The 12,131-nt window shown below is 59.0% G+C and carries 13 protein-coding genes; 10 read left to right on the top strand and 3 right to left on the bottom strand.

Annotated features, from left to right (window positions below; genetic code table 11):
• The first annotated feature begins 15 nt into the window (after nucleotides 1–15).
• From K0O24_RS14590 to K0O24_RS14565, 6 genes are all read left to right on the top strand, one after another.
• Nucleotides 16–663 (top strand): tetratricopeptide repeat protein, encoded by a 648-nt coding sequence (locus K0O24_RS14590; protein ID WP_246611036.1) that lies wholly within the window; start codon nucleotides 16–18, stop codon nucleotides 661–663.
• A 7-nt stretch (nucleotides 664–670) separates the two neighbouring features.
• The gene (locus tag K0O24_RS14585) at nucleotides 671–1,330 is read left to right on the top strand and encodes a class I SAM-dependent methyltransferase (protein ID WP_219893423.1); all 660 of its coding nucleotides are present in this window, start codon (nucleotides 671–673) and stop codon (nucleotides 1,328–1,330) included.
• The gene (locus K0O24_RS14580; protein ID WP_219893422.1) at nucleotides 1,308–1,895 is read left to right on the top strand and encodes an RNA polymerase sigma factor; all 588 of its coding nucleotides are present in this window, start codon (nucleotides 1,308–1,310) and stop codon (nucleotides 1,893–1,895) included. The genes K0O24_RS14585 and K0O24_RS14580 overlap by 23 nt, the downstream gene beginning before the upstream one ends.
• A 63-nt stretch (nucleotides 1,896–1,958) precedes the next feature.
• Nucleotides 1,959–2,882 (top strand): FecR family protein, encoded by a 924-nt coding sequence (locus K0O24_RS14575; protein ID WP_219893421.1) that lies wholly within the window; start codon nucleotides 1,959–1,961, stop codon nucleotides 2,880–2,882.
• The gene (locus K0O24_RS14570; protein ID WP_219893420.1) at nucleotides 2,797–5,202 is read left to right on the top strand and encodes a TonB-dependent receptor; all 2,406 of its coding nucleotides are present in this window, start codon (nucleotides 2,797–2,799) and stop codon (nucleotides 5,200–5,202) included. Before K0O24_RS14575 ends, K0O24_RS14570 begins: the two co-directional genes overlap by 86 nt.
• Before the next feature lie 70 nt (nucleotides 5,203–5,272).
• Nucleotides 5,273–5,779 (top strand): superoxide dismutase family protein, encoded by a 507-nt coding sequence (locus K0O24_RS14565; protein ID WP_219893419.1) that lies wholly within the window; start codon nucleotides 5,273–5,275, stop codon nucleotides 5,777–5,779.
• A gap of 561 nt (nucleotides 5,780–6,340) precedes the next feature.
• Here the strand turns inward: K0O24_RS14565 and K0O24_RS14560 are convergent.
• Together K0O24_RS14560 and K0O24_RS14555 are read right to left on the bottom strand one after the other, a co-directional pair.
• Entirely contained in the window at nucleotides 6,341–7,372 is a 1,032-nt protein-coding gene (locus K0O24_RS14560; RefSeq protein WP_219893418.1) for an IS110 family RNA-guided transposase, read from the bottom strand.
• A 123-nt stretch (nucleotides 7,373–7,495) separates the two neighbouring features.
• Complete coding sequence (locus K0O24_RS14555; protein ID WP_219893417.1) at nucleotides 7,496–7,798, bottom strand: hypothetical protein; 303 nt, start codon at nucleotides 7,796–7,798, stop codon at nucleotides 7,496–7,498.
• 264 nt (nucleotides 7,799–8,062) lie between these two features.
• Between K0O24_RS14555 and K0O24_RS14550 the strand changes: the two genes are divergently transcribed.
• The 4 genes from K0O24_RS14550 (at nucleotide 8,063) to K0O24_RS14535 (ending at nucleotide 11,652) form a co-directional block, all read left to right on the top strand.
• Nucleotides 8,063–9,004, top strand: a complete 942-nt coding sequence (locus K0O24_RS14550) for a homocysteine S-methyltransferase family protein (RefSeq protein ID WP_219893416.1) — start codon at nucleotides 8,063–8,065, stop codon at nucleotides 9,002–9,004.
• 120 nt (nucleotides 9,005–9,124) lie between these two features.
• Nucleotides 9,125–9,691, top strand: a complete 567-nt coding sequence (locus K0O24_RS14545) for a hypothetical protein (RefSeq protein WP_219893415.1) — start codon at nucleotides 9,125–9,127, stop codon at nucleotides 9,689–9,691.
• Nucleotides 9,692–9,852: 161 nt separating this feature from the next.
• Nucleotides 9,853–10,305 (top strand): hypothetical protein, encoded by a 453-nt coding sequence (locus K0O24_RS14540; protein ID WP_219893414.1) that lies wholly within the window; start codon nucleotides 9,853–9,855, stop codon nucleotides 10,303–10,305.
• 834 nt (nucleotides 10,306–11,139) lie between these two features.
• Complete coding sequence (locus tag K0O24_RS14535) at nucleotides 11,140–11,652, top strand: hypothetical protein (RefSeq protein WP_219893413.1); 513 nt, start codon at nucleotides 11,140–11,142, stop codon at nucleotides 11,650–11,652.
• A gap of 128 nt (nucleotides 11,653–11,780) precedes the next feature.
• On the opposite strand, the gene K0O24_RS14530 is transcribed toward K0O24_RS14535, so the two are convergent.
• Nucleotides 11,781–12,089, bottom strand: coding sequence for a hypothetical protein (locus K0O24_RS14530; protein ID WP_219893412.1), 309 nt, complete (start codon nucleotides 12,087–12,089; stop codon nucleotides 11,781–11,783).
• Between the last annotated feature and the right edge of the window lie 42 nt (nucleotides 12,090–12,131).

Raw genomic sequence — 12,131 nt, 5'->3', positions numbered from 1 at the left:
GGAAAGGACATTCTCATGAAACTGATTTTCAGAATTGCGTTGCTTTCAAGCGCCCTTGCCTTTGGTTCGGCCGTGCAGGCGTCGAGCGATCCGCAGATGGATGCGCAAGTCCAGCACATCAACGACGAATGGGCGCGCATCAAGTACCAAGTCCGCGGCAAGAGTGCGCAATATGCGCAACTTGCCGCACTCCAGAAGCAGGCATCGGTTGTTGCGGCAAAGTATCCCGGCAAGGCCGAACCGCTTCTCTGGTTGGGCATTGTGACGAGTGAAGAAGCCGCCGTCGCTGGCATGTTCGAACAGCTCGGCCTTGCAAAATCCGCGCGCGCGACGCTGCAACGAGCCTATGCGATTGATCCTCACGCATCCCGCGGCGGTGTCGCAATGAGCCTTGGAGTTCTCTACTACAAGGTTCCCGGATGGCCGATTGCCTTTGGCGACACCGGCAAGGCCAAGGGCTTCTTGCAGGCGTCGCTGGCTGCAGATCCCAACGGCCTCGATGCCAACTGGTTCTATGGCGACTATCTCTATGCCCAAGGGCAAAAGGCCGCCGCGAAGACCTTCCTGCAAAAGGCACTTCGGGCCCCGGCCGATCCGGATCGTTCGGTCTGGGACTCTGGGCGTCGAGGCGAAGTGCGCAGTCTGCTGGCCAAGATTGGCTGATCAATCCATGTGGCGCCGCGTCGCGCATCAACTGTCGAACCCGAACGGGTTGATGGGAAAAGTGGTTGGCATGCTGATGACGCGTGCCAACCGCCTTCCCACACGTTTGGCGATTGATGCCTTGGGAATTCTCCCCGGACAGAATGTGCTCGATCTCGGCTGCGGGCCAGGTCAGGCGATCGCGCAGATGCTGCCCCTTGCCTTCCCGGGCTGTGTGTCCGGGATCGATCAATCCTCTACCATGATCGGACAGGCGCAGCGGGCAAACCGCGCCGCGATTGGCAGCGGTCGCGCCCGTCTGGATCTTGGCGCGTTCGAAAGACTGCCTTATCCCGACGCAAGTTTCGACCGAATTCTGGCGTCCAATGTGGCCTATTTCTGGCATGATGCCGGCGAAGTCCTGGGAGAAGTGCGCCGCGTGCTGAAGCCCGGCGGACGCTTGTCCATTTATGTGACCGATGCCGAGACCATGCGTCGATGGAAGATCGCCAGGGCGGGAACCCACCGGCTTTTCAGCCCTGAAGACCTTCGCGGCATGCTTGTTCAGGCCGGCTTTGCGCCGACTGGCATTGCAGTTGATACAGTGAAACTTCCGGCAGGTGTTTCAGGTATCGTGGCCACGGCAACCGCGAATTCAATAGAAGATGGCATTCGTCGCGCGGCCTGATACATCGATCCGCGCGATGGATGGTGATTTGACACAGGAGCGGCACGCCGAGGGCCTGCAGGCGCATTTCGCCGAACATTCTGGCTCGATGCGGCGGATGATCGCTGCCCGTCTTGGCAGCCAGGACGACGCAGACGACCTGCTGCAGGAGCTATGGATCAGGCTCGCCGATGTCCATTCGGGGCCCGTGGCAAACCCCAAAGCCTATCTCCACAAAATGGCGCTCAATCTGGCCAACGATCTGGTGCGCGAACGCGTGCGCCGCCGGAAGCGGGAATCGAGCTGGAGCGACCACATGATCGCAGAGGCCGACACGGTGGCCATTGATCCCTCGCCTTCGCCCGAGCGGCAGCTTTCGGATCGGATGGAACTTGCAGCGTTGCTGGCGACGATTCGGAGCCTGCCGGACAAGGCGCAACTTGTCTTCCGCCGTCACAGGATAGACGGCCTCAGCCATGGCGAGGTGGCCCGAGAACTCGGCATTTCGAAAAGCGCGGTCGAAAAGAATATGGCAACGGCGATGAAACACCTGCTTCGCGCCAGACGGGAAGGAGAGGGCATATGAGGTGCCAGGCGACCCGCGGCGTCTATGCCTTGAAAGTGGGGCATCAAACAATGGAATGCGGCAATGGCGATTGATCCCAAGCTGCTTGAAGAGGCCTGCGACTGGCAGGCGGCTCTTGCTGGCGACGATCCTGACTGGGAGGGCTTCACCCTATGGCTCGAGACATCGGCTGATCACGTTGCGGCCTATGACATTGCCATGGGCCTCGACGATTCGGTCGAGGCGCACAAGCCGGCAGTTGCGGCCGCCATGCCGGCCAATGACCAGAGCGGCGATCATGCGCCAGTATTCCGCCGTCGCGGCATTGCGGCCGTTCTTGCTGCGCTCATTGCCGTCCCTGGCGCCCTCTGGTTTGCCACTCTGGATCGCAACGTCGATATCCGGTCAGGCAACGCACCGACCGAATTTGCACTCGACGCGCGGACCCGGATTGCGCTGGACCGAAACAGTGTCCTTCGCCACGCCAAGGACGACACAAGCAAGATCGAACTCGCCAGCGGCTCAGCCCAGTTCGAAGTAGACCACGACCCGAGCAGGCGTTTTTCGGTGCAATCGGGTGATGTGACCATTGTCGACATTGGCACCCGATTCGCAGTGGAACGGAACGGCACGCAGACGGGCGTTTCGGTTGCCCAGGGCATAGTTTCGATTCAGCTCGAAAAAGGTGGCAGCTGGACCGTTCAGGCTGGCCAGCGGGCTCTGGTCGATGCTGGTAACGTTCGGATAGAGCCGATTGACGCGAATACGGTTGCGCTTTGGCGACGCGGCCAGCTTTCTTATCGCGATGCACCCTTGTCCCAGGTGGTGCGGGAGATTAGTCGCTATACCCCACAACCAGTATTGGTCGATCCTGCGATAGCCGGGCGGCATTTCTCCGGGGTTTTGACAATTGGCGATGGACGTGCGCTCGACAAAAATCTGGCTGATTTCATGGGCCTTCGGCGCGTCCAGGAAGGCGGCTCTGTGCGGATCAGCGATCGCCCTTAGCGCCGTCATGAACCCACCTGCTGCTGCAGCGGAAGCACAGCACAGCATCGTCATTGCCAGCGGACCGCTTGATGCAGCCTTGCTTTCTCTGGCAGCACAGACAGGCGTTTCGATCGGCTATCCCGGCGCATTGCCGCAGCTGAGGGTTCAGGCCTTCAGGGGCAGGATGACGCTTACTCAGGCCTTGCGGCGATTGCTGAGAGATACAAATCTGGCTGCCGAACAAACCGGGCCCCTGGCCTGGAGGATCAGCGCCCGGCGGCCCGAGCGGCAGCGTGACACAAAGGGCGGCTCGGGCGGCAAGGCATCGCAGGTCCCCCCGGTTGCAGATGGTCCGCCAGCAGAGATCATCGTGACGGCAACAAAACGCGCGGACAATTACCAGACGGCCGCTCTGTCGGCCCAGATCGTGACCGGGCTGGATCTGTTGCCGTCTGGGGCCGCTCCGGGCACGTCAGCCGTGGCGGCGCTCAGTGACGCCATGATAACGTCCAATATCGGCCCGGGCCGAAACAGGAGTTTCCTCAGAGGTGTGGGCGACAGCCCGTTCAACGGGTCGACACAGGCCACGGTTGCGGTCGAGCTTGGCGAAGGCCGGATCACCTTCAACGCGCCGGACCCCGATCTGCGGCTGGTTGATGTGGAGCGGATCGAGCTGCTCAAGGGGCCACAAGGTCCCCTGCATGGCACCGGCGCTCTCGGCGGAGTTTACCGGATTGTGCCTGCGTCACCGAGGACGGATGTGTTCCAGGGAGAGGCAGCGCTGGCATTCGAAGGACTGTCCGGAGGTGGCACCGGCGTGACAGGCAGCGCAATGGCAAACCTGCCCCTCAAGCAGGACAGGCTCGCATTGCGGGTAGTTGGTTATGCCTCAAGGGAGCCAGGCTGGATCGATACGGACGCGCCGTCCGGCAGCAACAGCAATGCAAGCCGAACGCGAGGCGCCCGTCTGGCGGTACACTGGTCTCTTGCGCCTGACTGGTCAGCCGAACTTTCAGGGCTGGTCCAGCTTCTCCATGTGGCGGATAGCCAATATGCCAATGGATCCGGGAGCGTCTATCACCGCGTTGGAGCGATTGCCGAACCGCACGACAATGACATTCACAACGGGCAGCTCACGATTCGGGGCGATATCGCCGGTGCGAAGCTGGTCTCCGTAACCAGCTGGACTGTGCATGAAGTCGATTCGACCCTCGACGCAAGCGAGGCAGCACCCCTCTTCGGGGTCAGCGGGCCGCTCCGGTTCGAGGATGATCGCACCTACCATGTCTTCAACCAGGAAGTCCGGCTATCGGGCGGCGATCGGCTCCGCTGGCTTGCCGGTGTTTCCTACCTGTCAGCGACGACCCGGCTGCTGGCAGAGGTTCAGCCGGTCACCGGCGCGCCCTCTGTTGTGGGTGACCTAAACGAGACCAATGCGGAGCTGGCCGCCTTTGCGGATCTGTCGATGTCGCTTGGCCATGGCTGGCGCGTTGATGCCGGTGCGCGCCTGTTTCGGGCATCCTCGGATGATGAGCGCCGGGACGGAGGCGCCCCGCGGGCCCGCAACATTCGCCATACAGGCACCATTCCAAATTTTGCCCTCAGCTGGCAACCCAATGCGCGGCAGTTCTTCTTCCTGCACTATGCGAGCGCCTTTCGTCCCGCCGGTCTGACGCCGTTCGGGCCAACGGCACAGGCCGAATTTGAATCGGACGAACTCAAGTCCTTTGAAGCAGGCACACGGCTGCGCAGTGCGGACGGGCATATGAGCCTGAACGCCACGGCCTATTTTGCAAACTGGAATCATATCCAGTCCGATTATCTCTTGCCCAACGGGCTTATTGGAACGCGCAATAGCGGAACCGGGAGAATCTATGGCATCGAAGCCCAGGCCGGCTGGAATTCGAGGCATTGGCATCTCGAAGCCGGCGTCGATGTCCAGCATGCGCGCCTGGAAAGCCCCGAACCCGGGCTTGCCATGCCGGCAGACAACAGCCTGCCTGTTGTTCCGAAAGCCAAGGCCCATTTCACTTGGCACCGCACCCTCATCCTTGGGCCGGGCCAGCTCAGTCTGGGTGGACGACTGAACTGGACCGGCGCTTCGCGGCTGAGCCTCGATCCAGCGCTCAACCGGAAGATCGCGCCGCATAGTCGGCTGGACCTGGATGCGAGCTATGAGCTTGGAGCCTGGACTCTCGATGCGGCTGTCAGCAACTCCCTTGGGTCGCATGCGGATACCTTTGGTTATGGCAATCCCTTTTCGCTGGCTCTTGCCCCGCAGCGGACACCCATGCGTCCGCGCGGGATCCGGATCGGCATCAGGAAAAAATTTCCGTGAAGCTGCTTCGCGGGCTGAGGTGTCGCCCTCGCCGCGACGTCTCAGCCTGTTAACATGAGTGGAGAATGTCATGCGCGCCTACACTGTTCCCCTGCTCCTGGCTTTCGCCTGCCCTGGCGCGAACGCCTTCGCCAACCCCGCTTCGGTCACCGCGCCGCTGCTTGATGCGTCCGGTGCAGAGCACGGAAGCGTCCGGATTCGCGAAAAGGGAGGCATGCTGATCGGCGACGTGAAGGCGACCAATCTGGAGCCCGGGTTGCATGGCCTGCATATTCACGCGGCAGGACGGTGCAGCGGAGACGGCTTTGCCGATGCCGGGGGACACTGGAATCCGCAGGGCAAGCAGCATGGTCTGGACAATCCGATGGGCGCGCATTTGGGCGATTTGCCGCAGCTCAATGTCGGCGCGAACGGAAAGGGCCGCGCGCGGTTCATGGTCATGAGCACCTTGGACCAGTTGCTCGATAGTGACGGGTCTGCCCTTGTTGTTCATGCAAAACCGGATGACGGCCGAACCGATCCCAGCGGCAACAGTGGACCGCGCCTTTTGTGTGCGGCATTGAATTCTGCCAGATGAGGGGCAGGTGCTTGCTCAACCCAGCCAAGTTCAAGGGCGACGTCAATCCTAGAAGCGCCATCTTTCGGCAATTCTATTCACGCCGGCCTTTGCCTCGTTCGCCGCGCAATCCACGCTCGGGCCTCAAAATAGAGACTGCACCATCAAATGGTACTTTCGAAACTAAAGCGCCTCATTGAAAAGTGAGCCGGTGAGGGTGAGATGGGCAATGCCCAGACCTTTCAAACCAGCCGGCCCATTTCGTTATTTCAACTCATCGCCCGAGCACATCCGCCTGGTCATGATCATGTTTGTCCGCTTTCCATCTGTGGACGCCCCGAAAGACGCAAGCGGTATTTTTAGGTCAGGCGCGTAGTCGGATGCTGCCATCTGTCCGGCCTTTTGATGCAGCACCAGAGGCTGCTGGCCCGTATGGGAGTTCGCGGACCGGAACCACATCACCCACAGCGTGCTCGTGGCACGGTGGAAAGCCCTGGTTTATCCGGCCCCGTCTCGCCGACTGTTGTGCCATACCCTCCTTCGACCGACTGTGTCTTCCGACGACCTCAGGTCCGCCTTGGCTTACGCCGCCGCTGCGACCGGAGCCTTGTAATCCTCATGCCTGACAAGCAGCGCCCAGATGATCCGCGCCGTCTTGTTGGCGAGCGCGACCGTCACCAGCATGCGCGGTTTCCTGGCCATCATCTGCTCGAGCCATGAACCCTGTGGCGCACCTCGCTTGCTCGCTTGAAGGACGACCGCACTGCTGCCGATGATCAGCAGGTGCCGAAGCGTGCGCTCACCCATTTTCGAGATCGAGCCCAACTTCTGCTTCCCGCCGGTCGAGTGCTGCCGCGGGGCCAGGCCGAGCCAGGCCGCAAAGCCGCGGCCTTTGGCAAAGGTCTCGGCCGGCGGCGCCAGCGCGGAGATCGCGGTTGCGGTTATTGGCCCCACGCCCGGGATCGTCATCAGCCGCCTTGCGGTCTCATCCTCGCGTGCCCGACGCGCGATCTCCTTGTCGAGATCGCCGATCCTGTCATTGAGCACCTCCAGCAGGTCGAGCAGGGTGCGGAACATCGTCTTGGCTGCTGGCGGGATCGACGCGCCCAGTTCGTCTTCGAGTAAAGCACCGAGCATCGCCACATGTGAGGGGCCCTTGGGCGCCACCCAGCCATACTCGGTGAGATGTCCCCGGATCGCGTTGATTAACTGGGTACGCTGCCGCACGAGAAGGTCGCGGGTCCGGAACACGAGACCCGATGCCTGTTGCTCCTCGCTCTTGATCGCAACAAACCGCATGCTCGGGCGCTGGGCTGCCTCGCAGATCGCCTCGGCATCGGCTGCATCGTTCTTGTTCCGCTTCACGAACGGCTTCACATAGGCAGGCGGGATCAGCTTTGCCTCATGCCCCAGCCGCGTGAGCTCGCGCGCCCAGTGATGCGCGCCTCCGCAGGCCTCCAGCGCAACTGTGCAACGGGGTTGCATCGCAAAGAACTGAAGCAATTTACCGCGACTGATCTTCCGACTGAACTGAGCTCGCCCGCTCGCATCCGCGCCATGGGCGTGAAAAACAGTCTTCGCAATATCCAGACCGATTGTGGTAACTTCTGACACGGGCGCCTCCTCTAGCGGTGTTCAACACCTCCACTATGGCACATCAATGCCGTCGGGGGGCGTCCACCCCATCACCCCAAATGCGACGATGTGCGGCGGCAACCTTCGACCACAAAGCAGACGTTAGGTGAGGCTTTCAACATAGGTCCGAAGCGCAGCCACAGTTGCAGCCGCTCGGGTCTGAGTGGATGCAGTTCTGCTCAGTCCCATATGATCGAGTTCTACGCCAACGAGATAATCTACCACGGCTCTATCAGGTTCGCCATTTTGCAAGCGCGCGGCGACATGAAGCAGGTAGCCGTCGTATTCGTCGGCTACGCCGCTGCTTTCCAAGCCCCCTTCCATGCTGGCCAAGCCGATCGGGTCCCACTCCTTCCAAGCAATGTCGCGGATAACTGACAGCTTCACTGGGGGGTGAGAAGACATGCGCACAAGCTACATTGGAGGGCGGCGACTAACCACCCCCTTTGCGACGAAGCGGTCGATCAGCAAGCGCCAACAAAGCTGTCGATTAATCCACCGGATTCTGGCGCGATTCCGGCCTTTCATTCGCGCATAAGGTACGACGGCCTCATGAGCGGTCGAACATCTTGATCTCGAGACACCAAGCCAGCGACCTTAGCCCGGATACACTCCTTCTTGCCGTCAAGATTAGGTAGAGTTAGATTTTTTCAACCAAGGAGAACGACCATGGCTGGATTCCCTCTGCAACGGAATGGGACCTTCTACCTAACCGAAGGTGGGCAGGAAACCGAAATCATGTATCGCCACGGGCACGAATTGCCCGAGTTTGCAATGTATCCGCTGCTCGACAATCCGGCTGCGGTTGCCGACTTGAAGGCTATGTATTCCCGCGTGCTCGACATCGCCGCCGAGTATGGTTTTATCGCAATGATCAGCGGCCTTGACTATCGCGCAAGCCCCGATTGGGGCGAAAAGCTCGGCTACTCTCGCAGCGGTCTAGCTGATGCGCTCGAAGCGTCGATTGCCTTTTTGCGCGAGGTGGCTAGGCCCTATCAAGATCAGATCGATCAAATCCTGATCGGTGGCGCTGTTGGCCCGCGCGGCGACGCCTACTCCCTCAACCGCACGATCACGGCGGATGAAGCCGAAGATTATCACAGCTTCCAGCTGGAGGTCTTGAAGCGCGTTGGCGTGGATTTTGCGGGCGCCATGACGTTCAACAATGTACCCGAAGCAATCGGCGTCAGCCGGGCTGCAGCTCGGGTTGGACTGCCCCTCAGCCTCGGCTTTGTGCTCGACAGCAACAATCGACTCAAATCGGGTCCAAGCCTTTGCGAAGCGGTGGAAGCCGTGGATGCAGAAACTGGCGACGCCATGCCGGACTTTTACGGCATTAACTGCTCGCATCCACTCGAGTTCGAGCCCGCGCTCACGCCCGGCGATTGGATTCTGCGACTTCGCAGTTTGCGTCCCAACGCCAGCGCCAGAGACAAGATGGATTTGTGCAAGATCGGCCATCTCGAGGAGGGCGATCCGGTTGATCTGGGGCGGCGCATGGGGTCACTAGCGCAGCGTTATCCTCATCTCGACATCTTCGGTGGCTGCTGTGGAACTTGGGACAAGCACCTGAAAGAAATCGCCGCAAACGTTCGCAGTGCTGCGCACTAGCGAGTCACTGAAAATAAGCGGACTGTCTGCTAACCACCCCAAATTTGTCGCTGATCCTGGCCGGTGAACGAACCGATTGCGGACATTCACTAATCCGTCCAAATGCACGGAGCGAACTAAGTGGATGGGGAGATCGGCGTGGCGGACGAACTGGAACCTGAAGCACCTGCACCTCGCCGGCATTTCTTTCATCGTGCACGCATGGAATATTGGGCATTCGCTTCGCAGATCGTCAGTGCGCTGGCGGTCGTAATATCTCTAGTATTTGTCGGCATCCAATTGCACGACAGTAATACTGTGGCGCTGCGAGAGGAGGCAAACTCTACGCAATCTCAATGGTCTGCCTTCCGAAGCTCGATCTACGCCAATCGCGATACGGCGGCTTTGTTCGTAGCTGGAATGACTGGAAAGCAGCTCGATGACGCCGACCAGCTTCGCTTCCTTTATTTGATGCGAGAGCACGGCTGGGCAGCCTTCCAGCTATGGGATCGAGCAAACAAGGGGCTGGTGCCTCAATGGAACTTCACTGTCGGTGCAGCAGGCGACTATCTGCGCGTGATCTGTACGCCGGGAGGAGTAAAAGCATGGGGAACAATAAAAGGCGAATTCCCGCCGCTTTACGTTGGCGATTTGGATAGGCTTGCGGTGCCATATGCGAAAGCGCACCAAGTGCGCTGCACACCTTAGCACAGGCTCCAGACGAAATATTAGGCGTCCACTTTCCACCCACTTCCGGCCATTCCGCATCGAGAATTATCCCATGTCTGCTTGCGACCCCAATCTCGACGCTGCGACTGGTCAATGGGTGACATGATTGCGGACAACTAGCTGTTGTCGTAGCAAACCGCATGCCCAAATTTGTTTGGCACTTACGCGGCTCGATACGACTGGATAGTGCTCACACAAATGATGTGGTGCTAATGCGTCTTGAGCGGCTGCTGGCGCAACAGCAGAAAACTGTGGTTGAGCACACCTATTCAATTCTCGCATTTGACAATCCACTTTGGCGCGACCTGGCGGGTGGCAACTGGCGTGCCATGGTTATCTACGACAGTGGTCGATTCTGGATCGAGGAGCGGCTGAATGAGCGGAGGTTGCGTTATGATCTGCGCAGCCTGCACGGGTTGGTGTGGTGTCTATTTCTTGCTTCAATCGCCTGTCTTTTTGGCCTGCTGGTCGGCGGTATAATTGTCGGCGCGAAATTTGCCATCGGCGCTTTCGTGTGGCTCTATGGCATGAACATTCTGCTGGCCGTCATTCGGGTGCCCTTGGCCGTCCGCAGGGCTGTTTGTCGAACTTGATGGGATGTCTGCTTACCACCCCAAAGACGACTAAGCGGACAGGAGGCGAACGACCCATTGAAGACATTCTTCGCTGACGGTAAAACTGCCTTATGCAAACTTGGTACAAAGCAATCGAGCGCGTTGTTGCTTGCACGCTTACTTATCTTTGGGCCGTCGTGGGCGCGCTTGTCCTAAATTATGAGATGAACTGGCAATACGACGGCGACTTAGGCTGGTGGCTCGTTGCAGGGCTTTCATATCCTGCCTTATTGCTTGTGACACTGTTATTCGGCCGCGATACGAGCTCACTTTGGATGTGTCTGGCAGTCCTGTCGGCAGCTACGATTGCCTTTTTGGCTCTAAAGTGGAGGCAGCGGCGGGTGCAATCTCATATAGCCTGAGGGTTCGACGTCTGGAGTCCACCCCAAATGAGGCGTGGCGGTAAGTCAGCGAACTGCCCCAAAGCGGTCATTAGTTAGGGGCCGTCACAACTCAGACTGCCTTGCTCAACAAGCCACACCTGTAGCGGCAAAACGCTTAAAGCTAAGCAGAGCAGCATCACGTACCAAATGCGCGCGCGGGTCCAAATGAAGGACGCGACACCGACGAATAGAAGCGCCAGAAAAAGCCAATGAACGTAGCCGACCCATTTCCAAACTGGCGACTGAGCCACAGTGCAGAATGGCGATAATTGATCCCACTCTCCTGCCACACTTGCCCAAAGGACGACCATTTGCAGAAGTAAGAGGGCGCCTAACGAGACGCGCTTTTGTGCTTCGGACAGTCTCACCGCCATGCATCTGCCATAGCGAATCTGAGGATCGCTAAACACCCCAAACACGTCCGAGATTGATGACCATTGCCAAGCCCATTGCGGACCGGAGGTTACAACTTCACAATAGCCGAATGAGAGCGTTCTATATCTTTCCAACATTTGAGATGTATGGCCGCGAGGACGATCAAACATCGGCAACCATTGGACTTATCGCTGACCTTGTTGCTGACTGCCTGCGAAGAGGCGGGGACACTTTCCAACGCGCTGTCGTATGGGCAGATCCGGGTATGGAGCTTGGTGGAACTTTTCATGAGGATATTGCTCTGCCTCACGTCTTCGATCTATCGAATGACGAAGCATTGCGCGATTGGCTCCGCAAGTCGGTCGATCCTAATCAGGTTGGTGGAGGTGACGTAAGGTCTATGGCAACATGCAGGTGCGCGACATTTGGCTATGATGGTCAAGCTATTCTATGCCTCAGGCATGAAGATGACGCGCCGGTTTCTCCGGACCCCAGTTTAGTGATCGTCGAAGAGCGGCCTGACCTGATAAATGATAGTGATTGGTTTGATGGCTCGATCCGCAACTAGCATGGATTGACCCTACGCCCGCGTTCCACTCCAAAGCAGCCGAAGCGGCCGGTCGGCACGCGACCCCATTGCGGACATTGGCGGCTGGAATGGCTGCAGTAGGCGCTTTAGCAGCTTATTCGACATTGTCAGGAATTGGATGCTTTTTGGCGCACGCGCGCAAATGCGTAAAAAAGCAACGCGGCTGGCAGGGCGACCGGCAAAGAAAGCAGACCGATGCTCGTTCCCGTAAATTGCCACAGCGCAAAGCTGCTGATTGTAATCGCCGCCAATGCACCGGCACTCGCCCACCTAAATGGATGACGAAGCACTGAGTTGGCGAAGACAACTGCCACGATACTCGCAACCACAATAAGTGGGGCAGACGCCATCGCCAAAATCTTAATTAGCCACCAACCTTCCGCACCAAGAAATAATAGTGGCAAAAAGGCGATCACATAACTTAGCGTAGCTATAACAGCTACGTAGACGCGAGGTCC

Origin of the sequence: Aquisediminimonas profunda (genome assembly GCF_019443285.1) — a bacterium.
Taxonomy (GTDB): domain Bacteria; phylum Pseudomonadota; class Alphaproteobacteria; order Sphingomonadales; family Sphingomonadaceae; genus Aquisediminimonas; species Aquisediminimonas profunda.
The sequence above is the reverse complement of the archived record's forward strand: the minus strand, read 5'-3'. Positions and strand labels throughout refer to the sequence as shown.

What these genes read in the sequence shown, in the direction of transcription:
- K0O24_RS14590 (WP_246611036.1), top strand. Translation starts at nt 16, where the DNA reads ATGAAACTGATTTTCAGAATTGCGTTGCTTTCAAGCGCCCTTGCCTTT.
- K0O24_RS14585 (WP_219893423.1), top strand. Translation starts at nt 671, where the DNA reads ATGTGGCGCCGCGTCGCGCATCAACTGTCGAACCCGAACGGGTTGATG.
- K0O24_RS14580 (WP_219893422.1), top strand. Translation starts at nt 1,308, where the DNA reads ATGGCATTCGTCGCGCGGCCTGATACATCGATCCGCGCGATGGATGGT.
- K0O24_RS14575 (WP_219893421.1), top strand. Translation starts at nt 1,959, where the DNA reads ATGGCGATTGATCCCAAGCTGCTTGAAGAGGCCTGCGACTGGCAGGCG.
- K0O24_RS14565 (WP_219893419.1), top strand. Translation starts at nt 5,273, where the DNA reads ATGCGCGCCTACACTGTTCCCCTGCTCCTGGCTTTCGCCTGCCCTGGC.
- K0O24_RS14555 (WP_219893417.1), bottom strand. Translation starts at nt 7,798, where the DNA reads ATGTCTTCTCACCCCCCAGTGAAGCTGTCAGTTATCCGCGACATTGCT.
- K0O24_RS14550 (WP_219893416.1), top strand. Translation starts at nt 8,063, where the DNA reads ATGGCTGGATTCCCTCTGCAACGGAATGGGACCTTCTACCTAACCGAA.
- K0O24_RS14540 (WP_219893414.1), top strand. Translation starts at nt 9,853, where the DNA reads ATGCCCAAATTTGTTTGGCACTTACGCGGCTCGATACGACTGGATAGT.
- K0O24_RS14535 (WP_219893413.1), top strand. Translation starts at nt 11,140, where the DNA reads ATGACCATTGCCAAGCCCATTGCGGACCGGAGGTTACAACTTCACAAT.